This window comes from Rickettsia sp. Tenjiku01, from assembly GCF_001653015.1.
In the GTDB taxonomy this organism is placed as follows: Bacteria; Pseudomonadota; Alphaproteobacteria; order Rickettsiales; family Rickettsiaceae; genus Rickettsia; species Rickettsia rickettsii.
Genome location: NZ_BCMR01000005.1, coordinates 1 through 22,406 on the forward strand (window position 1 = coordinate 1; position 22,406 = coordinate 22,406).

The following is a 22,406-nucleotide window of genomic DNA, read 5'->3' on the forward strand; positions in this document are numbered from 1 at the left end:
CCCCACAAAGGCGAAAAAAAAAAAAAAACATTAAAAATATTTAGATAAAAAATTTTAAAAATAAAAAAAAGGAATCCCCGCCTACGCGGAAAAAAAATCAAAAAAATGTCTTATTACGATATTATATTTAGAAAAAATATAGAAAAGATAAAAAACGAAGGAAGATATCGAAAATTTAAGGCCTTAAAAAGACAAGCCGATAATTTTCCTTTTGCAGAACACGCTAATAAACAAATAGTTATGTGGTGCATTAATGACTATTTGGGTATGAGTAAACATGCAAAAGTAATGCACGCTTCTATAGATGCCTTGCTAAAATACGGTGTTGGGTCAGGTGGAACTCGCAATATCGGCGGTAATAATATCGCCATTCTTGAGCTTGAAAAAGAACTTGCAAATTTACACAAAAAGCAAGCAGCTTTAGTTTTTACATCCGGTTTTGTTGCAAATGATACAACGCTTGCAAGTCTTGCTAAAATCATACCGGATATAGTATTTTTCTCCGATGAGCTAAATCATGCATCAATAATTGCAGGGATTACAAGTTCAAGAGCCGAGAAATATATATATAGACATTTAGACGTTAAGCATCTAGAAGAGCTTTTACAATCAGTCGATATTAATAGACCGAAAATTGTTGTTTTTGAATCGGCTTACTCTATGGACGGTTTTTTCTCACCTATCAAAGATATAATCAACTTAGCCAAAAAATATAATGCTTTAACCTTTATCGATGAAGTTCATACGGTCGGTTTATACGGTAAACAGGGTGGTGGTATTGCCGAGCTTCTTAATTGTAGTGATCAAATCGATATTATTCAAGGGACACTTGCCAAAGCATATGGTACTATCGGCGGTTATATCACTAGCAACCATAATTTAGTCGACGCTATAAGACTAACCGCTCCAGGGTTTATTTTCACTACTTCATTGCCGCCGGTAATTTCTACCGCTGCAACGCATAGTATTAGACATCTTAAAGAATCGAATGAAGAACGAATAAAACATCAAGAAGTAGTTACAAAACTTAAAAATTCTTTTGAACGTTTTAATATACCTTATTTGAAAAATGAAAGTCATATAGTGCCGATCATTATTGGTGATCCGATTAAAACGGCGAAAGCCTCAAATATGCTCCTTAATGAATACGGTATTTACGTTCAACATATCAATTTTCCAACCGTACCGAGAGGTACGGAACGCCTCCGCATCATCCCAACCCCTGCCCATACCGACAAAATGATCAATGATTTATCTGTAGCTTTAGTGCAGATATTTGCCGAACTTGATATAGAATTATCTTCTGCTAAAGAACTGAACGAAGAAGTACGCTTAAATCTTATTGCTTAACGCCATTGTGAGGAAAATTACTCAGTAATTGACTCAGCAGTCTAATAAAAAATGCTCTTAATGTCATTCCTGCGTGGCATTGTTGCGTGGATTGGTTTTCCGTCATTGCGAGAAGAATTACGTAGTAATTCGACGAAGCAATCCAGTAAAAAATTCTGTAAATCAGAATTTTTTTAATTATTTTTTTGGATTGCCACGTCGCTTCGCGCCTCGCAATGACGATTTGGCCTCCACACAACAACACTTTCAGTTATTTAGCTCATAATAATATCTATCTTTGGTTAACAATGCCACAAATCTTATACCCAATTTATTTACTTGCTTTTGCTCCTAAATCATCTAGTTTATTGCAATATACTCTAAAAAAGTAAGATATAACCCTTTAAATTCTTTTTAAAAAATAAAGGGTTACCCCATAAATACCTTATCTTTATAAAATTTAAAAAATAGTTGTATTTTTATACCACTATAATATTAATTTTTTATTTCTATATAATTAATTTGTTTACTTTGAAGAATTTATAATTTATTTTTTCTGCAAAATTTCAATACAAAGCTGTAATTATTGAGCTTTTAAAGTTAACTCAGATAAAGAACAAACGAGCAATAACAAAAAAGAAAAAAGTACTTCTACAAAATCGACTACGGCTAGTCGCTTAGCTCATGACAATATCCATCTTTAATTTAGCAATGTCTAAAAAATAAAGTAATATGAATTATAACTTAATATAATTACCGAATATGTCTTTTTTTGACCGCAAAACTGCAATTATTAAACTCTTAAAACTCATGCCGGCAAAGAATTTACTGCTTCTAAAATAGCAACCTGGCTAGTTGATACTTATCCTGAAGAAGCAAAGAAAAAAGAGGAAGCAAGCAATGATAAACGATTACTTAATGCTAAAAGCGAAGTAAGAAAGAGAAAAATTATTATCCTGATTTATAGAAATGAATTGAATAAGCTATTGAACGCTATACAAAAAATAGAACCGAACATTAAGATAATAAAAAAAGGGCTTTTGACTAAATATTGTTATGTTAATAATACTAATAGAGCGGTTAATTATAATGAGGTATATTATAATAAAAAATTTGACAGTTATTGAGTTCCTTAAAGCTCATCCAGGGAAAGAATTTAGTAATGCTCAAATAGCCTACATGGATTGCTTAATACTTATCCTGATGAAACAAAACGAAAAGTACAAACAAGCAACGGCAAACGATTACTTAGCACTAAGAATAAAGTAGCAGAAAAAAATTATCATAATGATTTATAGACACAAATTAAGGTTATTACGTACTATATCAAACATCGAACCGAACATTAATACAATAAAAAAGGGAAATCGGGCTAAATATTGTTATATTAATAATACCGATAAGATATTTGATATATCCCAAATTATTAAAGCCCTTGAAAATTATAAGAAGCAGGAGCTTACTGCTATGGAAATGGCTCAATTGCTGTTAAGTGCTAACGCGAAATAGTTAGTGATTGCAAAAATAGACGACTATATGCCAGCAAAGGTGAGTTCTGCGAAACTCACAGTTAGCAATGCCTAATCCTAATGGGATTTTACAAAAACTATTGCATATTGCAGCTCTTTAGTTTATTTTGATTAGCAAACTATATACAGAATTAATGGATTATTAAAATGGGAATTACCGTATTAAAAAACGAAGGATTGGATTTTCATGCAAGAATTTCTACTCCTTTAAGTGAGATAGATGACGATATTCAAAAAGAATTACTTGATTTAACCAAAAAAGTTAAAATAGCAGGTTTTAGAGCCGGTAAAGTACCGGTTTCAATTGTTAAGAAAAAATACGGTACTTCCATCAGGAATGATATAATAGAAAGAAGAATTAACCATTCAGTAAATCATGTTATTAAAGAGCATAATCTAAATATAATCGGTAGACCCAAAATTGAAGAATTACAAAACGAATCCGATAAAGCTTTAGAATTTACCGTAAAAATAGAGCTATTACCTAAAATTACTATTCCGGATTTAAAAAAGATCTCACTAGATCGTCCAAAATTAGAAGTAAACTCTAAAGATGTTGAAGAACAACTAGAAAAACTTGCTGCATTAACAAAAAATTATACTAAAGAAAGTAAAGCAAAAATAAAAGACGGAGATCAGGTTACTATTGATGCAATCGGGTACATCAAGGAGAAAGCTTTTGAGGACGGTAAATTAAATGATTTTAAGGTAATAATAGGTAGTAATGCACTTATTCCCGGTTTTGAGAAACAATTAATAGGTTCTAAAACAGGTAGTGAAGTAGATGTTAATGTTACTTTTCCTGAAAATTACCATGCTAAAGATTTAGCAGGTAAGGATGCTCGTTTTGTAGTACAAATTAAAGCAGTACATACTGCAGAACCTACCGTTATCGATGACGAATTTGCTAAAAAATTCCAAAGTAATAGCCTTGAAGAATTACGTACACATTTTACTAAACAAATAGAAAATGAGTCGGAAGAAGCTATTAATACTATAATGAAAATGAACTTATTTGATAAGTTAGAAAAATTGTTAGATTTTGATGTACCGGAATCTTTATTAGAGCAAGAAAAAAATATTCTAAAGTCCGGAACCGATAAAAATGAACAAGATGAATCATTATTGAAAGATAAATCCTCTAAAGAAATAACAGCATATTATAATAAATTAGCCCTACGCCGTGTGCGAATAGGCTTATTACTTGCTGAATATGCAAAATCTAAAAATTTGCAATTAGAGCCTGATGATTTAAGAAAAGTTATTATGCAGCAAGCACGTAATTTTCCTGGGCAGGAAAATATGATATTTGATTTTTATAAAAATAATCCTAGAGCAATTGAAGGACTTAAAGGTCCTGCCTTAGAAGATAAAGCTGTACAATATATATTTAATCACGAAATAAAGCTTAAAGAAAAGAAATATACTAAGGAAGAGCTAGAGAAATATCTAGAAGCAGAAGAGCAACGTATTACTTTAATTTAAAGCTTATTCATTGTCATTGCAAGCGAACGTTAGTGAACTTGGCAATCTCAGGAATCCTCGTAATGACAATCCTCAGTATCCACGCAGGCAATACCTAGTAGTATTACTCCTGATTTTTTATAGTCTCTAAAGCAAGTTTAACTATTTTATTTACTCCAGCATTAGTGCAGGTAGAGATAGGAAACACTTCTTTATTAGTAACTTTCTGCAGCTTATTTATTTTTTCCTGTATTTCCTCATCTGTGAGAACATCGCATTTATTAAGACATATGGTTTCGATTTTATTTTTTAGATAATCGGAATATGACTCAAGCTCAAGACGTACCGTATTATAATCTGCAACTACATCATTACTAGAGCCATCTATTAAATGTATTAATACATTACATCTTTCTATATGCTTTAAGAATTTATCGCCAAGTCCGTGACCTTGATGAGCCCCCTCAATTAAACCAGGAATATCGGCTATGACAAACTCTTCGTCATCAACATATACCACTCCAAGATTCGGCACTAAAGTAGTAAAGGGATAATCGGCAATTTTAGGCTTGGCTGCCGTTACAACGGATAAAAAAGTAGATTTACCGGCATTTGGAAGCCCCACAAGCCCAACATCAGAGAGAAGTTTTAAACTTAAATGAATCCACATTTCTTCGGCAATTTCTCCTTCCGTACGCTTTCTTGGAGCTTGATTAACCGACGATTTGAAATGGCTGTTACCAAGACCACCACTTCCTCCTTTAATTATTTCAAAGCTTTGATCATCCACAGTGAAATCATACAATAATATATTGCCGTCCTCGGAAAAGATTTGAGTACCGATCGGAACATCAAGAACTAATGATTTTCCTGATTTACCGCTTCTATTTGAATCTTTACCATTTTTGCCGTTTTCTGCGGTAAAATGCTGTTTATATCGATAATTTACTAGCGTATTAAGATGGTGCTTACTCCTGAAAATAACACTACCGCCACGTCCACCATCACCACCGTCCGGTCCGCCTCTGTCAATAAATCTCTCACGATGGAAACTAACACAACCATTGCCACCGTTCCCACCTTTTATATATATTTTAACTTCATCAATAAAATGCATATGATTTATATTTTCAACGTCATTGCAAGGCGCGAAGCGACGTGGCAATCTCATCAAATCTCTTGAGATTGCTACGCTCCTTACAGTCGCTCGCAATGACGAAAATGTTTACCTCTCCCGAATACCCTTATACTCTCTATGTACATAACCGGTGTAAAGCTGTCTAGGTCTGCTGATTTTTTGTTCAGGGTCTTCGTGCATTTCTTTCCATTGTGCCATCCAGCCTACGGTTCTTGCTATTGCAAAAAGTACCGTGAACATTTGCGACGGTATACCCATAGCTTTATAGATAATACCCGAATAAAAATCAACATTTGGATATAATTTTCTCTCAATAAAATATTCATCTTTAAGAGCGATAGCTTCAAGTTCTATTGCTATTTGTAAGAGCGGATTGTTGTCTAGCTGCCCGAGTTCCTTTAATACTTCTTTGCACGTTTCTTTAAGTACTGCGGCACGCGGGTCATAGTTTTTATATACACGATGACCAAAACCCATTAATCTAAATGGATCATTTTTATCCTTAGCTTTAGCTATATATTTAGGAATATACTCTGAACTACCGATTTCTTTAAGCATATTTATTACCGCTTCATTAGCCCCGCCGTGAGCAGGTCCCCAAAGTGAGGCAATACCCGTGCTAATACAAGCAAAAGGGTTAGCTCCGGATGAGCCGGCAATTCGGACTGTTGAAGTAGAAGCATTCTGCTCATGATCGGCATGTAGGATAAATATCTTATTAAGAGCATTTTTTATTATTGGATTTACTGTATATTTCATACAAGGCGTTGCAAACATCATATGCAGAAAATTTTCGGTAAAATCTAACGAATTATCAGGATAAATAAACGGTTGTCCTATAGAATATTTATAAGACATTGCAGCGATGGTAGGTATCTTAGCAATCATTCTAATAGCGGTAAGTTCGTAATCTGCTTCCTTAAAATTCAATAAATCAGGATAAAATGCCGAAAGAGAACCGACAGCCGCAAGCATAATAGCCATAGGATGAGAAGAGCTACAAAAGGTTTGAAATAAATAGTGTAATCTTTCATTCACTAATGAATGATGAGCAACCTGTTTAGTGAAATTATTATACTGCTCGCCACTTGGTAGTTCCCCATAAATCAGTAAATATGCCACTTCTAAAAAATCACTTTTCTCAGCTAAGTCTTTAATATCATATCCTCGATGCCGCAAGATTCCTTTATCACCGTCTATATAGGTGATAGTAGACTGACAAGAAGCAGTAGACATAAAACCCGGGTCGTAAGTAAAACAATCGGCTTCCGCAGATACCCTACTTATATCGATTACATCCTCACCGATACTTGCTTTAAGTATAGGTAATTTAAATATTTTTCCTCTGATTTTTAATTCAGCAAATTCTGAATCATTATTATTTTCATTGGTCATATGGATATACCTTATTTTTATACATCAGTAAGTATAACCCTAATTTAATGAAATTAGAAATGAATTATGATTTATTAGGATTTAAAAAATTTCTTTGATATCTTGCTCAACTTGCAAGGTTAATGAAAATTTAAAACGCACATGCTTCTACTTTCAACTGCAAGTCTAAAGGGTTTAATAAAGATTCTATATTGTCGACACTTGGATTACCTTTGCTAGATAATATTCTCTATATATATGTTGCCTATTTATATGAGCTTCTTTAGAGATTTTTGCTATACTTCCTCTTGCTATAATGGCTTCTTTTAAAGTAGCCATTATAGCTCATTATTATGATCCACGAAATATTGCTCTAACGCTTCATTAATATACCCTACTAATATTTCCTCATTTTGTAATTTTTCTTTTAAATAATCTGTAAACTTTCCATATAACACCCTCAATTTCGTTTATAAACTTCTTCTATTATTTCTAAGGCTTTTTTAATATCTTTACCTTGAGTATCTTTATTACCTGCATTTAATAGCAGAATATCTATTATAAAAATTGTATTTGTTTAGTGTTTTGCATATTAAGCTTAACTAGAGATGATTACACTGTCGCATATATACGACTAATTGTCCAGTAGAAAATTATTTTGAAAAGTACGTGAAACTGTTAGTACTAGATTAATGTACAAGTTATGCAAGAAGTCTATTATTGACTAAATACTCCTTAATCTTGAGCAAATCATACCAAGAGGTGCGTTTTTGCATAGGTTGGCGGAGTAAATAGGCAGGGTGGAAGATTGCCGTAGTTTGAATAGGAGCGGATAGATATTTATTGGTATAAAAATAATATTCTTGTCTAATTTTAGTAATACCCGAATTTTTTCCAAGTAAACTAGTTGCAGCCGTGCTACCGACTAGAATAATTAGCTGCGGGTTAATAAGAGCAATATGCTTCTCGACAAAAGGTCTACAAATATCGACTTCTTCGAACGTCGGCTGTCTATTAGCAGGAGGACGCCAAAATACCGTATTAGTAATATAAGCGTTATTTTTTCGTGAAATTCCGATAGCATGTAGCATATTATCAAGTAAATTACCACTTTCGCCGTAAAAAGGTATTCCTTTCAAATCTTCGGTACTTCCCGGGGCTTCGCCTATTAACATAATTTTAGCTTCCAAATTACCATCACCGAAAACCGTATTAGTAGCAAATTTCTTAAGTTCACAACCATTAAAATTTATTAGAGATTCTTTTAGTTCTTCGATATTATTAGCTTTATCGGCAAGAGATCTTGCTAGGGTTATATTATCATAAACTTTATCATTCATATTGAATGCAGTTTCTTTTGTAGACATAAGTTTTACTTGTGGCTTTTCAGTTAGTTCAGTATTATTACGTACCTTTAATTGCGGTGGATGTTCATGGCAATAATATTCAACACCGATTGCACTTAACCATTTAAGCGTATTATTCATTATCTTAAAATAAAATATGTTAAAATATTCCGTACCACACGAACTAAATGGCATAAGGCTTGATAAAGCTCTATCATCGCTTCTTGAAAATGTTTCAAGGAATCAAATCCAAAAAGCTATTAAAGATTCGCAAGTACTAGTTAATAATGTAATTATTTCTGATCCTGATGTTTTGGTCAAGGAGAATGATATTATATTATTTTCTTTTAAAGAACCTGAAGAGCTAAAAATTGCAGCAGCAAATGTAGCACTTGATATAATATATGAAGACGATGATTTGATAGTAATTAACAAAGCTGCAGGTATGACGGTACACCCAGGAGCAGGGCATCATAACGATACGCTTGTTAATGCTTTATTACATCATACAAAAAACTTATCGGATATCGGCTCATCAGAAAGACCCGGGATAGTACATCGTTTAGATAAAGACACTACAGGCTTGATGGTAGTTGCTAAAAATAATAAAGCACATATGCTACTTGCAAATCAGATAGAACAAAGGCAGGTAATACGGAAATATAAAGTGTTAGTGTGGGGAGTAATAAATCCGCTAGAAGGAGTCATTAAGAATAATATAGGTCGCAGCCGAAGCGATCGCCAAAAAATGACCATATTAAAATATGGCGGCAAAGAAGCCGTTACACATTATAAGACTCTAGAATTATTTTATAAAGGTAGTATTAGTATGGTGGAGTGCAAGCTTAGTACGGGTAGAACTCACCAAATTAGAGTACAGCTAAGCCATTTAAAGCATTCGGTAGTCGGCGACCAAACTTACGGCAATAACGACCGAAAAATTGCTCATTCTCCGCCTGAATTAAAAGCAAAATTAATTGATTTTAAACGTCAAGCCCTGCATTCTTGGTATTTAAGTTTTACTCATCCGACTAGTAATGAGATTATGGAATTTTCTTGTGAGTTGCCAAGGGATCTGGAAGAGATAATTAGTTTATAATTAACAAAATATTAATTTTTAATATAATGTTAAGGATTAATATTTATTTATAAAATATGAAAAAAGCTAATGCTAAATTAGAAGAAGCCTTATATTCTATGGAAGAGGGTATTTTAAACCTTAAAAACAAAAAGCGAGCTTAGAAAAGATTTTTACTTTTCTGCAAGATTTAAGTACCGCCACAGACAAAATTATTTCCTTAGACATATCAAATTATAGAGATTGGCCAAAAGTAAAAGATTTTATTTTAAAAAAAGGTAATAATTTATCTTTTAAACCGCAATCTATAAAAAGTGCTAGCTCTTCCCAATATAGTACAGAACATGAAATTAAAATTTCTGAATTCGTCAATGAAATTCTTTCTCTAAGATTAAAAACAGGCATAGATATTAATAATAGTACGTATATTGATGATGCAAATTATAGGAAAGAACTTTTATTAAAAAAATTTTTAGAAGAATTTAAAAAAAATGATTTTAATGAGCAATAAGAACAATTAAATAAATTTATAAAAGTTGCATGCAAAGAAGCAAAAGCACCTGATAATATAGACATGCAATATATGCAAGCTCTGCGGATTTTCTCTGAATTTGATTTCAGTAAAATAGATGAAAAATATTCTAATTTACAACATCTTTTTACAAAGCTATATAAAGCACAAGAAGTAAAATCAGAAATTTATCATTATGAAGTAGAAGATGATTTACATTTTTATATGGTAAAAGTTAATGGAGTAAATGTAACTACTTGGCAAAATTTCTCAAAGAAACAGGGGGAGTTTATAAACCAGTCCGGGAAAAAGAATATAGAAAAGCTTTTATGGGCCTAGATGCTTTTGACTCTAGCATAGAATATCAGACCAAGATTTAACAGATGTATATGTAGTTTTTACCTATAATAAAGCATGGGAACAGAAAAGTAGTATTGATATACCATCGGCAGAAATGATTATAACTATGGCAACTTCCAGAACGCAAATTTTATTTAAAGCTCCAATATATGACTATAATAATACTAAAAAACATTCTAATCTTTCGCTTAAACTTCATAATTTTATTGCTAAATGTGCAGAGATTATTTATCCTAACAAAAAAGAATATATGATTACTGTTCCAACAAAAAATATAACTCATATTATTATTAAAGAATATGAGAAAAAACAAATTTTAGGTAAGAAGAAAGCTCCCATAAAATTTACCGAAGCAAGATATGGTGCTTTTTCTGACTTGATTTTGTATGGGGAAAATGGTGAAGTACTAAATAAACTAACTGCTGACCAGATAAAAGGAGAGTTCGCTTGGTTTTGTACCAGTCCTTATTTATTAAAAAATCAACACGAACAAGAACCTTGAATCACTTGTGATTTAGAAACATTAGCAAATCTTAGCTTTAAAAATAGTTATTCAGAAATAATTGGTGATATAATAACATAAAACGGTTTATGAAAATAAAATACCTAAAACCAAAAATTATCTTAAAATAGATATTATAACTCTAGAACCCGAATATTATAAGAATAAATTTGGTAATAATATATTTCGTGAATTTACTGAACTTAAAAAACGAGCACCGCTAGGTAGTGTAGATGAGATTTTAGAAATGAAAAATTTTGGCAGAAAATAAAACTTTCCATGCAGTGTTCTATAAAGCAAATTCTTAGTGACGCTACAGATAAATTAAATAAAATAGGTATTAGTTCGCCGCAATTAGAAGCACGAATTTTACTACAGCATGTTATAAATAAACCTATTGAGTATTTACTTATTAATCTTGATGAACAGTTAAATGAAGCCGAGATAGAAGCTTTTGAAAAACTGTTAGCGAGAAGATTAAAGTATGAACCGATAGTATATATTACAGGTGTTACAGAATTTTACTCACGTGAATTTATTGTTAATAAACATGTATTAATTCCAAGAAGCGATACTGAAGTTTTGGTGGATGTTGTAGTATTTCAATGTCATTCCCGCGAAAGCGGGAATCCAGAAAAAAAGCAACCGGATCCCTGCTTTCGCGGGAATGACATAAGCGAAAACTGCAATGACAAATTCTTAAATATCCTAGAACTTGGCACAGGTAGCGGCTGCATTGCTATCAGTCTATTATGTGAGTTACCGAATGCTAATGTAATTGCAACCGATATAAGTTTTGATGCTCTAGACATTATCAAAAGTAATGCAGCAAAATATGAGGTAACGGATCGCATTCAGATTATTCACAGTAATTGGTTTGAGAATATTGAAACTCAGAAATTTGATTTTATCGTTAGCAACCCGCCATATATAGCTCACAGCGAAAAATCAGAGATGGCAATTGAAACAATCAATTATGAACCGTCTATTGCTTTATTTGCTGAAAAAGACGGACTGCAAGCTTACTTTCTCATCGCCGAAAATGCCAAACAATTCTTAAAACCAAACGGTAAGATTATATTAGAAATAGGGTTTAAACAGGAAGAAGCGGTAACCCAAATTTTCTTAGATCATGGTTATAATATTGAAAGCGTTTATAAGGATCTACAAGGTCACAGTAGGGTAATATTATTTACTCCTATTAATCTCAATCGGTCATATGCAAGACGTATCGGTAAAAGCTTATCAGGAGTGCAAAAGAATTTATTAGATAACAAACTACCAAAATATTTATTTTCTAAAGAAAAGCTTGTAAATGAAAAACGTAAAGTATTTCTTGAGATAGGCTTTGGTATGGGTGAGCATTTCATTAATCAAGCTAAAATGAATCCTAATGCACTTTTTATTGGGGTAGAGGTATATTTAAACGGAGTTGCAAATGTTTTAAAGCTTGCAGGCGAACAAAATATCACGAATTTTTTATTATTCCCTAATAATTTGGATTTAATATTAAATGAGATACCAAGTAATAGCCTTGATGGAATTTATATTTTATTTCCCGATCCATGGATAAAAAATAAGCAAAAAAAGAAACGTATTTTCAATAAAGAACGACTTAAGATTTTACAAGATAAGCTAAAAGACAATGGTAATTTAGTATTTGCTTCCGATATCGAAAATTATTTTTATGAAGCAATAGAGTTAATAAAGCAGAACGGTAATTTTGAAATTATAAATAAAAATGATTATTTAAAACCGCACGATAACTATGTAATTACCAAATATCATCAAAAAGCTATTAAGGCGAATAGAACGCCGAAATTTATGATTTTGCGGCACGTTTTAGGCGATCATTAATTGCAGCCCCTATATTCACTTGAGGTATAGGGCTAACTGCTATACCTCTTACATCATGAGATGCAGCATAATCGTCAAGTATTCTTAAATAAGCATAAAGATTTGCAGCGGCTTCTATAAAGTCACCTTTTACACTTAAGTTTAATGAAAATCTTCCTGTAAGATTGCTATTGCCAAAATTTAATCCGATTTCTTTATCCTCTAAATTTATAGCATTTAGCCTAACCGGTACTTTTGGTGAATAGTGTTTTGCAAGCATTCCCGAAGCTTTTATAGTACTTGTCTCTGATGCTTTTAAAACTTCTATCCCTAGTATTTCTCCTAAAATTTCAGCAGTTATAAACCCTTCTCTAAGAATAGTAGGAGTAACAGTTGTTGTATCAATTATCGTTGACTCTAGCCCATATTTAGATTGATAGATTTCAGGTGCTAAAATAAAAATTTCCTGATTATCCTTAAAATGTTTTGTGACATGCTCAGCGTTAGTCGGGCTAATATAGTTTGAAGGGTTAGCACTTGGGGCAGCTATAGGTATGCCTGATTGTCTGATAAGCTCTAACGCTATAGGATAAGATGGTATCCGAAGTGCTATGGTATTTAGTCCTGCTGTTACGCTAGGGGCAATATTTGCATTCTCTTTTAAAGGGACAACTATAGATAATGGTCCAGACCAAAAATTTTCTGCTATTTTTGTAGCTAAATCGTCAAACTCCCCTATTTCCTTTGCTTGCTCTATGGAGGAGACATGCACGATAAGCGGATTGATAGCAGGACGCTCTTTAAACTGAAAAATCTTTAAACACGCCTCATTACTTGTGGCATCCGCACCAATCCCATAGACTGTTTCAGTCGGAAAAACAACCACTTTACCTGATTTTATAAATCGAACTGCTTTGTTTATCATAAGGGGTTAAACTTAGCTAGTTTATCAAATAATTCACAAATATTCTGTAATAACGACAAACGATTTTGAGCGATCTTTGGATCAAAGTCATTAACGAGTACATTATCAAAAAAGCTAGTAATGGGAGTTAATAGAGACGATAATAAATTTAAGGCTTTCTTATAATCTTTATCAGCTATACTATCTATAATTTGCGGAGAAATTTTTTGGATTACTTCAAATAATTCTTTTTCAGGTTGTGTACTAAAGAGACTCGCATCAACTAAGCCGGTAATTTTCTGATCACCAATTATATTGCTAGCTCGTTTGTAAGCATTTAATAATTGCTTGCCTGCGTCTTTTATTAAAAATTCTTTTAACGCATCAAGCTTAAAGTGTGTATCTACTAAATTTAAGTCAAGAACTGCATTAATTAACGCAATATCATAGTCATTTTTAAAGTAAAATTTTGCTCTTTCTTCAAAAAAAGATATTATTAAATTCTTATTTTCGTCAGATGAATCTTTATATAAGTTTATAGAAAAATTAATTAAATTATTAAAATTTAGCTCTAATTTATTTTCAAGTATTATTCTTATAATACCAAGAGCTTGACGTCTTAAGGCATATGGATCACCTGAGCCTGTTGGTGTTTCCCCTGCTATCATCAAACCTACTAAACTATCTAGCTTATCGGCTAAAGCAAGTAAAGCCGCATTTCCACTTGGTACATTGTCGCTCAAACCTTGCGGTTTATAATGGTCTCTAATTGCAGCGGCTATTTCTGCATTTAGCCCTTCATGTTTTGCATAATAATAACCCATAATCCCCTGTAAATCAGGAAATTCCCCGACCATCTCAGAAACAAGATCACTTTTGCAAAGTCTAGCTGCTGTAATCAAATCCTTATTATTTGGAGCTATATAATTACAAATATCGGTTATGCGTTCAATTTTTTCTCTTAAATTACCAAGCTTTGCATGAAATGTTACAGCTTCTAATTGGCCTAATCTTGATTCTAAAGTTTTAGCTATATCCTGCTTACAAAAATATAAAGCATCCGAAAGACGTGCCGATAGAACTTTCTCGTTACCTTGAATAACTAGTTCAGCATTTGTAAATCTGCCATTACTGACAAAGAGAAAATACGGTGTGAAATTTCCTGTTTTATCAAATAAACAAAAATATTTCTGATGCGTACGCATCGAAGAAATAAGTACTTCTTTAGGTAACTCTAAAAATTTTTGCGGTATTTTTCCAAGCAGCACAACAGGAAATTCGCTAAGCCCTACTACTTCTTCTACTAAACGATTATCTTCTTTTATAATTAACTCATGAGAATTTGCTAGTTCCAGTAAACCGGTTTTAATTATTGTCTCTCTCTTTGCTCTTTCTAAAATAACATGATTTTCCAAAAGCTTATTTCTATAATCTTCAAAATCTGTTACTTCTAATTTTTTATTATCAGTAAGACGATGCCCATACGTAATATTATTAGCGGTTAAATGCCCAAATTGCATCGGTAATATTTCGCCGTCAAATATGCATAAAATATTTCGCAGAGGTCTAATCCATTTTATTTTGTAATCACCCCAAAACATCGATTTTGCCCAGCTATATTTATTAACAGCCTCTATAATAATCTCCGGCAAAATCTCTTTTATTTCTCTTTCTTCTGTTTTTTTGACAAAGAAATAATATAGCTGATTACTAATTAATTTAGTAGGAAGCTCTAATTTACTAACATTATGAGCTTTACAAAAGCCGTTAATAGCGGCTTCCGGAGCTTCTATGCTTGGTCCTTTAATTTCTTCCTCTTTTGGCAAAGTTATCTTTGGCAAATGGGTAGCATGCAGCGTTATCCTGCGAGGTCCCACGAATACTTGTACTTTTGCAAATATTTCGTTTTCTTCAAAAATTTTCGTGAATATATTTAAATAACCCTCTTCAGCATTTTTTTGCATAAAAGCCGGAATTTCTTCGCTAAATAGTTCTAATAATAACTCGCTCACTTGTTCATCTCCAACCATTTTGTACAACAAATTCTAGCTAAATGACGCACTCTTAAAACATAAGAAGCACGCTCAGTGACGCTGATTACTCCAAGTGCATTTAGTTGATTAAATGCATGACTTGCCTTAAGGCATTCATCATAAGCCGGCATAGGTAATTTAGCTTTGATTAATCTCTCACACTGGTCTTCGCTATCCTTGAAATGTCGCAGTAATATTTCACTATCGGCAAGCTCTAAATTATATTTTGAAAATTGCCATTCAGCTTCGAAATCCACTTCACCGTATTTTAAAGCTTTTTCGCCTACTTGCCCGTTCCAATCAAGCTCTCTTACTTCATCAACACCTTGAATATATAAAGCAAGCCTCTCGAGTCCATAAGTGATTTCACCGGCAACGGGACGGCATTCAATACCACCGATTTGCTGCATATAAGTAAATTGCGATACTTCCATACCGTTACACCATACTTCCCAGCCGAGCCCAGCAGCACCTAAGGTTGGCGACTCCCAATCATCTTCAACAAATCTGATATCATGAATTTTTAAATCTATGCCTAAACATTCTAAGCTTTTAAGATATAACTCTTGAATATTATCCGGCGACGGCTTTAAGATAACTTGAAACTGATAATAATGCTGCATTCTATTAGGATGCATGCCATACCTGCTATCCCCTGGTCTTCTTGATGGCTGAACATATGCAACAAACCAAGGTTTAGTACCAAGGCAGCGAAGTACAGTTGCAGGGTGAAACGTACCGGCTCCAACATGGGCATCGTAAGGCTGCAATATTGCACAGCCATAATCCTGCCAATAATTTTGTAATGTCAGAATAATTTGCTGAAATGATAGTTTTTTCATAGGGTATTATTATTGGGAAAGAAAATTTTGATCAGTTAAAAGGATCAAATATTTTTATATTAAACATATTATAATGTTTAATATTTCTAGTAACTAGTATCATATTACTTTGTTTTGCCTGTGCAGCTATTAAAGCATCGATTGCATTCGTACTATCAATACTCATTAATTCACCCCACTCCTCACATATTTCTTTGTCAATATTAAGAATTCTTTCATTATAATCTATTATTATTCTTTCTAACCATTTTTCTAATTTCAAACTTGCTATTTTATCTTTCTTTGCTAATTTTGATATTCCCTTTCTTATTTCGCCGATAGTAATACAACTTAAGTATAACTGGCTAGAATGAATAATTGAAAACCATGCTGCTACTTGAGAAGTGGATTTTTTCTTTTGAATTTCAGATACAACATTAGTATCTAATAAATATTTCATAATTCAAAATCTCTAGCATATCCTTTTGCTCTCTGAATATCCAAATTATCTGTCTTAGGTATGCTCAATAAATATTCTTTGAAATCAGGTTTTTGTTTAGTAAGTTGTTTATAGTCTTTTATACTAATAATTACAACTGCTTCTTCACCCCTTTTTGTAATACATTGAGGGGTACCATGCATTGCAATATCAATAATATTACTTAACTTATTCTTTGCTTCGTGTAACTGCCATTTATTCATATAAAATCCTCATATAGCTAGATTGTCTAGATTATTATAATATAAAGATGCAAAAAAATAAAATATTTTTTTATTAATTTGAGGTCTTAATAATACTCCTTGCCGATCTCGATTTTAGGACGATTGTTTGCTACTCGCCAATCGTTAGTATCACGGAAAGAATAAACACAACCGCAAAATTCTTGTTTATAAAAGTTCTCTTCTTTTGCAATTTCGTACATTCTGCTAGCACCGCCATCTTTACGCCAATTATAAGTCCAATAGGTCACCCCTTCATAATGAGATGCCGCCCTAGTTCCTGATTCATTAATTTGGTTCATATCTTTCCATCTAGAAATACCAAGCGAGCTAGTTATAACTTTAAAGCCGTTCTCATAAGCATATAAAGCCGTACGCTCGAAACGCATATCAAAACACATTGTACAGCGTATACCTCTCTCAGGCTCAAGCTCCATCCCTTTAGCACGCCTAAACCAATTTTGTGGATCATAATCTGCATCGATAAATTCTATATTATGTTTCTCGGCAAATTTAATATTTTCGTTTTTACGAAGCTCATATTCTTTTTTAGGATGAATATTAGGATTATAGAAAAAAAGCATAAACTTAATTCCGGTATCGATCATTTTTTCCATTAAAGGGCCAACACAAGGAGCACAACAACAATGGAGTAAAACCTTGCTTTCACCGTTTGGTATTTCAAAAACTTCGCTCATATTAATTTATTAGATTCTTTTTATAGGTTTCTTTATAGAATTTTAGAATTATAGAAGATAACAAGGTAAGTGCAATTAAATAATATGCAATAGCATAATTGTCTCCGGTAACTTTCGTTAATATCATTGCTAACATTGGAGCAGTACCGCCAAATATAGCAGCTGCAATGTTGTATGAAAGTGCAACACCGGTAAATCTTATGCTAGTCGGAAATATCTCTACTAAAACCGTTGGAATAGGCCCCTATAGATTGCTAATAACTCCAGCAAATATTACTTGAGATTATTATAGCTAAAGTAAAATTCATCGACCCTAAGGCTACAAAAATAGGATAGACTGATAAAATTAACAAGATAATCCCCCCATATTAGTACAGGACGTCGCCCCACCTTATCCGAAACATACGCAGATATAGGAAATACTATCATCATTACGATTAATATTATACTACTAACAATTGTGCTTTGCTGATTAGTATAACCGAGTGTTTGCATAAAATTACCAATAAAAACCGTAGAAGTATAAAAAGGAGCAGTTACGGTAATATAAAGACCAAGTGCGATAATTAGTTCTTTTGGGTATTTTGTTAATGTTTCTCGTAAAGGAAAACGTGCTAACCGCCTTGTTCCCTTAGCTTTTTTATAAATAGGACTTTCTGCTAGGTTTTTTCTAATATATAAACCTACGGAGCTAATAAATAAACCGGCAATAAAAGGTATCCTCCAACCCCATTCAAATAGCATATCAGCAGGCATAAAATAAGAAAAACCGGCTGCTGTACCAAGTCCAAACAGCATACCGACGCACATACTAACAAATGAGCTACTCCCCGCAAGTCCTCGCTGCTCGAACGAAGCATGTTCTACAATATACGAAATACAACCGCTAAATTCCCCTCCTAAAGAAAAACCTTGTATGAGTCTGATAATAGTTAAAATAATAGGAGCGGCAATTCCAATAGTTTTATAACTTGGTAAGAGCCCTATCCCGGCAGTCGGTATTGCCATAGCTATAATACTCATCACCAAAGCAGTACGTCTACCGAATCTATCACCTATATTACCGAAAATAATACCGCCTAGCGGTCGTACTACAAAACCTGCAGCAAATACCGCAAAAGTTAACGTCTCTTGCATTTCTGGATCCGGCAAAAATGCTGCCCTATAATATAAGCAAATTGCGCATATAATGCATCATCATACCATTCTAAAGCGTTGCCGATCATGCCGGATATTACTACTTTTCCCATTAAGTTATTTTATTGATTTAAAAAAAGATAATAAGAGTAATATTTTATATTCTCAAGTAAAAATAGCTTTATTTCATGCGAATAGCTTTGCTTGCGTTGATACCGTAGTCGTCATTGCGAGGAGCGTAGAGATGTGGCAATCTAGAAAAATAATTAAAAAATTCTGATTGAATTTTTACTGGATTGCTTCGTCGAATTACTGCGTAATTCTTCTCGCAATGACTATACCCTATCTATGTTTTTCATTAACCACTTTCTTAGTTAATTTAACATTGATTTGAGAAGGAGAAACTTTAATATTTTGTTTGATGTTTTTTGTTTTTTCTTGAGATAGAAGAATTTCTTTATCATTTTGTAATGTTTTCATAAACTTATCTATATTGCTTTGTTCTAGTTTTATTGCATTATCATTATTCAAAATTAATCCTCCAATTTTTTCACCAAGTTCAGGTGCATATCTGACGGCAAAAATTGATGCCGGTACAACTATGATAGAAAAAGCTGCTCCTGCAGTCGCAACACTGATTGCTCCGACTAATAAAGCACACACAGCACCGGCAATTTTTCCAGTTGCTTGTTTAAATATATTACTTTTTTGTGTAAATACTAAAGACATCTCTAATATTTTATTAAATTCTTTCTTTATATAGATGGTTGCTTCATCAATATTATTATATTTCTTCATGGCATACATTACAGAAGCCTTAAATAATTTTTTGTGAGACTCCGCATAATTTATTATTTTATCAAAATTCTTCTCTTTTAAAAGAGTTTTAAATATATTTTTAATTTTTTCTTTTTCGGTACTATTTATTTCATCTCCAAAATAAACTTCTACAAGATTTTCTGCTATTATATCTTGTGATTGCTCTAAAATATTATTCTTATTTTGCTCATTTTCGTCTTCAGAAGTAATCATTATTGCAAATAACTCTAATGCTACGGAAAAATTATCATCGTTAATAACCCGCATACCTAAATAATTTTTGAGTCTAGAAATACATTTATTAATATATTTTTCAGCCTCTGGTTTAGAATTAAGCCTTAGCGTATAATCTATAGCAAGCATATTTGCAATAGTAGAGCAAGTAGATTTCATAAGATTATTGACAAAATTATTAACAATATCTTTTTTAAATAAATTAGTATTTACGTTATTAAGTACTATTGCATTATTCATTTTGGTAATTTATTTTGAGGCTAATTCTCTGATATATAATATCAATTTAGCATAAATAAGATTAGGAGCATGATTTACTGAAAGTTTATATATATTCTTAGGTGTTAACACTTCTTCATTACGTACTCGTACAAAAGATATAAGAGTATTAGGAGGCATATAAGAATAAATTTCAGAGAATATTTTTAGAAAAGTCAAAAAATCTGCACATGCATATTTTATATTTATGCTATAATTATTTACATGAATCGATTCACCTTCTCCTTCAATCGCCTGAACATTATTTTTAAAAAATACTGAATTTATAAATACATCTATAGGTTCTACTAAATCATATTTATTGCTTAAGCTTTTTATTTTAGGAATTAGTTCTTGATAATTTAAGCAACTCACACTACTTGGCACGCTTAAATCTACATATTTTTTGTACGATTCTAATATTTCTTCTTTAGAGTTAATGACAGAATAAAGCTTTAAAACTTCCTCTGTTAGATTTTCTTGTAAAACTTGTTTATCAAGAATAGATTTACTGTATTCTTGCTGGAAAATTTTTATTATCCAAATAGTTAAGGAAATAAAGAAGAAATATATAATAAATTGAAAAAATATAAGATTCTTTAAATACATAATATATTTTTCAAACATTATTTTTACCTTGGGTTATTAGTGCCGTTGCATGGTTTATGTCATGCCCGCGTAGGCGGGAATGACATGGAATATTACGTTTTATTATCAACTATATTAACCGATAAAGGAATTACTACCTTACCGAATATATCAAGTATTTTATCCTTATATATAACATAATCTATCTGCAAATTAGATAATTGATTTTTTACGTTTGTCATACGATCATCTAGCATCTTTAGAGATTCATCTACCGATAGATTATTAGTATGATATTTAAGTATTAACTTGATTATTAATTGTCTCTTAGAAACTAACAAAATATTATCTATATTTGTTAATTCCCATTTAATTTCTTCTAATTTAAAAGCCGGATTTAAAGTAATTATTAGCCTTTTAAGTAAATCAAACGGCAGTGGTACCGGTGCTTCTAGTAATTTTTCTATTACATATAAATCAGCTAGGCTAGTAGTATTTTTAATATAAGGATATTTATATTTGATATCATCATATTCTTGATTTGTTGCATAATATTTTTCATTAATAGAGTTTATGTCTTTGTAATTTTGTTTTGTATTATATTTGATAACACCGACCACTAATATTAATATTATAAGTAATGCACTATATAATTTAAATGTCAGATCCTTTATAGTAACTAGTTTTTTTATTGATTTTAAATTATTATTATAAGCGGGAAAACTCTTATATTCTAGAAACAGTCTACTAATATTCGTATCTATAAATCTTTCTTTTTCTAGAGTTTGCTTATTTAGTATATTATCAACCGGTATAAAGATTACAGGGCGTTCTTCAAAGTTTGTTGATTCTAATAAAGATTTTAACTCTTCATCTACTATAAGAATTATACAGGCTCTTTGGTCAAGATTACTTATATAGTTTTTAAATAATATCAAACAATCATTAATTTCTTGTTCTATAATACCTTGAACATAGCCGGTTGTTTTATCAAATGGATACTCAAGATTTCTAATTATTATTATATTATTTTTATGTTTGATAATAAATTTTATACCGCTAGCTTGTGATGCATATACACAAATTTGAAAATAATCGTTATATTTATCATTTTCTATATTCTGCACTATTTTATTTATAATAACTTTTAGCTCTAACGTTAAAAAGTAAATTCCTTTTAAATCAAGAGATCTTTTATCTATAATGCATGAAATTATATCACTTAAAGGTGTTTCAAATGGACACGACATAATTAAAGTCGACCAAATTTCACTTGGGGTAGTAGTAACTTCGTAAACACAATGTGCTATAATGTCTTCTTTATTAAAATAACCTTCAATAAATTGTTCAATAGGATCAAGTTTAACTATTGACTGTAATATAGGTATTTGATCGTGCCGTGTTTTACATTCACTGCCGTCAAGTAAAAAATAAATATCGCTTTTTGGAAATTTACTAAAAAAGTTTTTATAAAGATTTAAGTCTATCTGTTCCCGAGTAGGGATAAATAATTTATCTAATAATTTATTATCGAGAAAAGTACTAAGAAATACACCTTTATTACCTAGTAACACCACAATCTTTTTTCTTTTGAAAGAAAATATTTTTAATTTTGTAGCAAATTGAACAAAATGTAATTTGATCGCATCAAAAATATTTTTCATAAATAAATTTATTTTAATCATAATTCAGTGTATTTTACTATACTGGACGTTATTTCTGCGTGG

Annotated in this window: 21 protein-coding genes and 2 pseudogenes; 9 read left to right on the forward strand and 14 right to left on the reverse strand. The window is 31.8% G+C overall.

The features are described from left to right. Positions 1 to 105 precede the first annotated feature (105 nt). From hemA to tig, 5 genes and pseudogenes are all read left to right on the forward strand, one after another. Positions 106 to 1,350, forward strand: a complete 1,245-nt coding sequence (hemA, locus tag TENJIKU01_RS01500) for a 5-aminolevulinate synthase (protein WP_064428946.1) — start codon at positions 106 to 108, stop codon at positions 1,348 to 1,350. A gap of 51 nt (positions 1,351 to 1,401) precedes the next feature. Then, positions 1,402 to 1,527, forward strand: a complete 126-nt coding sequence (locus TENJIKU01_RS10085) for a hypothetical protein (protein WP_255374160.1) — start codon at positions 1,402 to 1,404, stop codon at positions 1,525 to 1,527. Between the two features lie 788 nt (positions 1,528 to 2,315). After that, positions 2,316 to 2,598 (forward strand): annotated as a pseudogene (locus tag TENJIKU01_RS10535) (hypothetical protein). Between the two features lie 18 nt (positions 2,599 to 2,616). Next, positions 2,617 to 2,838, forward strand: coding sequence for a hypothetical protein (locus TENJIKU01_RS10540; protein ID WP_064428947.1), 222 nt, complete (start codon positions 2,617 to 2,619; stop codon positions 2,836 to 2,838). A 167-nt stretch (positions 2,839 to 3,005) separates the two neighbouring features. Further along, complete coding sequence (gene tig / locus TENJIKU01_RS01515) at positions 3,006 to 4,343, forward strand: trigger factor (RefSeq protein WP_064428948.1); 1,338 nt, start codon at positions 3,006 to 3,008, stop codon at positions 4,341 to 4,343. Positions 4,344 to 4,446: 103 nt separating this feature from the next. On the opposite strand, the gene obgE is transcribed toward tig, so the two are convergent. From obgE to TENJIKU01_RS01535, 4 genes are all read right to left on the reverse strand, one after another. After that, positions 4,447 to 5,439, reverse strand: coding sequence for a GTPase ObgE (obgE, locus tag TENJIKU01_RS01520; protein ID WP_064428949.1), 993 nt, complete (start codon positions 5,437 to 5,439; stop codon positions 4,447 to 4,449). Positions 5,440 to 5,547: 108 nt separating this feature from the next. Beyond that, positions 5,548 to 6,855: a citrate synthase gene (locus TENJIKU01_RS01525; RefSeq protein ID WP_064428950.1), complete on the reverse strand. Its 1,308-nt coding sequence runs from the start codon at positions 6,853 to 6,855 to the stop codon at positions 5,548 to 5,550. A 186-nt stretch (positions 6,856 to 7,041) separates the two neighbouring features. Then, positions 7,042 to 7,173 (reverse strand): hypothetical protein, encoded by a 132-nt coding sequence (locus tag TENJIKU01_RS01530; protein ID WP_064428951.1) that lies wholly within the window; start codon positions 7,171 to 7,173, stop codon positions 7,042 to 7,044. A 362-nt stretch (positions 7,174 to 7,535) separates the two neighbouring features. After that, positions 7,536 to 8,321 carry a uracil-DNA glycosylase family protein gene (locus TENJIKU01_RS01535; protein WP_064428952.1) on the reverse strand — a complete coding sequence of 262 codons (786 nt, stop codon included), beginning with the start codon at positions 8,319 to 8,321 and terminating at the stop codon, positions 7,536 to 7,538. A gap of 16 nt (positions 8,322 to 8,337) precedes the next feature. On the opposite strand from TENJIKU01_RS01535, the gene TENJIKU01_RS01540 reads away from it, so the two are divergent. From TENJIKU01_RS01540 to trmB, 4 genes are all read left to right on the forward strand, one after another. Then, entirely contained in the window at positions 8,338 to 9,279 is a 942-nt protein-coding gene (locus TENJIKU01_RS01540) for an RluA family pseudouridine synthase (RefSeq protein WP_064428953.1), read from the forward strand. Between the two features lie 553 nt (positions 9,280 to 9,832). Further along, a complete protein-coding gene (locus tag TENJIKU01_RS01545; RefSeq protein WP_010977869.1) occupies positions 9,833 to 10,108 on the forward strand; it encodes a hypothetical protein in 276 nt (91 codons plus the stop codon). 127 nt (positions 10,109 to 10,235) lie between these two features. Continuing rightward, positions 10,236 to 10,631: a hypothetical protein gene (locus TENJIKU01_RS09420; RefSeq protein WP_227779835.1), complete on the forward strand. Its 396-nt coding sequence runs from the start codon at positions 10,236 to 10,238 to the stop codon at positions 10,629 to 10,631. Positions 10,632 to 10,910: 279 nt separating this feature from the next. Continuing rightward, a complete protein-coding gene (gene trmB, locus TENJIKU01_RS01555) occupies positions 10,911 to 12,488 on the forward strand; it encodes a bifunctional peptide chain release factor N(5)-glutamine methyltransferase PrmC/tRNA (guanosine(46)-N7)-methyltransferase TrmB (protein WP_064428954.1) in 1,578 nt (525 codons plus the stop codon). On the opposite strand, the gene TENJIKU01_RS01560 is transcribed toward trmB, so the two are convergent. From TENJIKU01_RS01560 to TENJIKU01_RS01605, 10 genes and pseudogenes are all read right to left on the reverse strand, one after another. Continuing rightward, on the reverse strand, positions 12,454 to 13,392 hold the full coding sequence (locus tag TENJIKU01_RS01560; protein WP_064428955.1) for an L-threonylcarbamoyladenylate synthase: 939 nt from the start codon (positions 13,390 to 13,392) through the stop codon (positions 12,454 to 12,456). The two genes, trmB and TENJIKU01_RS01560, sit on opposite strands and share 35 nt — an antisense overlap. After that, positions 13,389 to 15,383, reverse strand: coding sequence for a glycine--tRNA ligase subunit beta (glyS, locus tag TENJIKU01_RS01565; protein WP_064428986.1), 1,995 nt, complete (start codon positions 15,381 to 15,383; stop codon positions 13,389 to 13,391). Before glyS ends, TENJIKU01_RS01560 begins: the two co-directional genes overlap by 4 nt. After that, positions 15,380 to 16,246 carry a glycine--tRNA ligase subunit alpha gene (locus TENJIKU01_RS01570; protein ID WP_064428956.1) on the reverse strand — a complete coding sequence of 289 codons (867 nt, stop codon included), beginning with the start codon at positions 16,244 to 16,246 and terminating at the stop codon, positions 15,380 to 15,382. The genes glyS and TENJIKU01_RS01570 overlap by 4 nt, the downstream gene beginning before the upstream one ends. Before the next feature lie 31 nt (positions 16,247 to 16,277). Next, a complete protein-coding gene (locus TENJIKU01_RS01575; RefSeq protein ID WP_016926646.1) occupies positions 16,278 to 16,685 on the reverse strand; it encodes a type II toxin-antitoxin system VapC family toxin in 408 nt (135 codons plus the stop codon). Then, complete coding sequence (locus TENJIKU01_RS01580) at positions 16,682 to 16,927, reverse strand: type II toxin-antitoxin system Phd/YefM family antitoxin (RefSeq protein ID WP_004997145.1); 246 nt, start codon at positions 16,925 to 16,927, stop codon at positions 16,682 to 16,684. Before TENJIKU01_RS01580 ends, TENJIKU01_RS01575 begins: the two co-directional genes overlap by 4 nt. Positions 16,928 to 17,013: 86 nt before the next feature. Further along, complete coding sequence (locus tag TENJIKU01_RS01585; RefSeq protein ID WP_012151426.1) at positions 17,014 to 17,643, reverse strand: epoxyqueuosine reductase QueH; 630 nt, start codon at positions 17,641 to 17,643, stop codon at positions 17,014 to 17,016. A 1-nt stretch (position 17,644) separates the two neighbouring features. Next, positions 17,645 to 18,893 (reverse strand): annotated as a pseudogene (locus tag TENJIKU01_RS01590) (MFS transporter). A 229-nt stretch (positions 18,894 to 19,122) separates the two neighbouring features. Next, a complete protein-coding gene (locus tag TENJIKU01_RS01595) occupies positions 19,123 to 20,073 on the reverse strand; it encodes an RP853 family protein (protein WP_064428957.1) in 951 nt (316 codons plus the stop codon). 9 nt (positions 20,074 to 20,082) lie between these two features. Further along, complete coding sequence (locus tag TENJIKU01_RS01600) at positions 20,083 to 20,718, reverse strand: hypothetical protein (RefSeq protein WP_064428958.1); 636 nt, start codon at positions 20,716 to 20,718, stop codon at positions 20,083 to 20,085. Between the two features lie 74 nt (positions 20,719 to 20,792). After that, on the reverse strand, positions 20,793 to 22,364 hold the full coding sequence (locus tag TENJIKU01_RS01605; protein WP_064428959.1) for a hypothetical protein: 1,572 nt from the start codon (positions 22,362 to 22,364) through the stop codon (positions 20,793 to 20,795). Between the last annotated feature and the right edge of the window lie 42 nt (positions 22,365 to 22,406).

Excerpts from the sequence above, each read along its gene's own strand:
- TENJIKU01_RS01600 (WP_064428958.1), bottom strand. The coding sequence starts at position 20,718 with ATGTTTGAAAAATATATTATGTATTTAAAGAATCTTATATTTTTTCAA.
- trmB (WP_064428954.1), top strand. The coding sequence starts at position 10,911 with ATGCAGTGTTCTATAAAGCAAATTCTTAGTGACGCTACAGATAAATTA.
- TENJIKU01_RS01545 (WP_010977869.1), top strand. The coding sequence starts at position 9,833 with ATGCAATATATGCAAGCTCTGCGGATTTTCTCTGAATTTGATTTCAGT.
- TENJIKU01_RS01525 (WP_064428950.1), bottom strand. The coding sequence starts at position 6,855 with ATGACCAATGAAAATAATAATGATTCAGAATTTGCTGAATTAAAAATC.
- TENJIKU01_RS01575 (WP_016926646.1), bottom strand. The coding sequence starts at position 16,685 with ATGAAATATTTATTAGATACTAATGTTGTATCTGAAATTCAAAAGAAA.
- TENJIKU01_RS01595 (WP_064428957.1), bottom strand. The coding sequence starts at position 20,073 with ATGAATAATGCAATAGTACTTAATAACGTAAATACTAATTTATTTAAA.
- TENJIKU01_RS01580 (WP_004997145.1), bottom strand. The coding sequence starts at position 16,927 with ATGAATAAATGGCAGTTACACGAAGCAAAGAATAAGTTAAGTAATATT.
- TENJIKU01_RS01535 (WP_064428952.1), bottom strand. The coding sequence starts at position 8,321 with ATGAATAATACGCTTAAATGGTTAAGTGCAATCGGTGTTGAATATTAT.
- TENJIKU01_RS01530 (WP_064428951.1), bottom strand. The coding sequence starts at position 7,173 with ATGGCTACTTTAAAAGAAGCCATTATAGCAAGAGGAAGTATAGCAAAA.
- TENJIKU01_RS10540 (WP_064428947.1), top strand. The coding sequence starts at position 2,617 with ATGATTTATAGACACAAATTAAGGTTATTACGTACTATATCAAACATC.
- TENJIKU01_RS01605 (WP_064428959.1), bottom strand. The coding sequence starts at position 22,364 with ATGATTAAAATAAATTTATTTATGAAAAATATTTTTGATGCGATCAAA.
- TENJIKU01_RS01585 (WP_012151426.1), bottom strand. The coding sequence starts at position 17,643 with ATGAGCGAAGTTTTTGAAATACCAAACGGTGAAAGCAAGGTTTTACTC.
- TENJIKU01_RS10085 (WP_255374160.1), top strand. The coding sequence starts at position 1,402 with ATGCTCTTAATGTCATTCCTGCGTGGCATTGTTGCGTGGATTGGTTTT.
- hemA (WP_064428946.1), top strand. The coding sequence starts at position 106 with ATGTCTTATTACGATATTATATTTAGAAAAAATATAGAAAAGATAAAA.
- TENJIKU01_RS01560 (WP_064428955.1), bottom strand. The coding sequence starts at position 13,392 with ATGATAAACAAAGCAGTTCGATTTATAAAATCAGGTAAAGTGGTTGTT.
- TENJIKU01_RS01570 (WP_064428956.1), bottom strand. The coding sequence starts at position 16,246 with ATGAAAAAACTATCATTTCAGCAAATTATTCTGACATTACAAAATTAT.
- TENJIKU01_RS09420 (WP_227779835.1), top strand. The coding sequence starts at position 10,236 with ATGGCAACTTCCAGAACGCAAATTTTATTTAAAGCTCCAATATATGAC.
- TENJIKU01_RS01540 (WP_064428953.1), top strand. The coding sequence starts at position 8,338 with ATGTTAAAATATTCCGTACCACACGAACTAAATGGCATAAGGCTTGAT.
- obgE (WP_064428949.1), bottom strand. The coding sequence starts at position 5,439 with ATGCATTTTATTGATGAAGTTAAAATATATATAAAAGGTGGGAACGGT.
- tig (WP_064428948.1), top strand. The coding sequence starts at position 3,006 with ATGGGAATTACCGTATTAAAAAACGAAGGATTGGATTTTCATGCAAGA.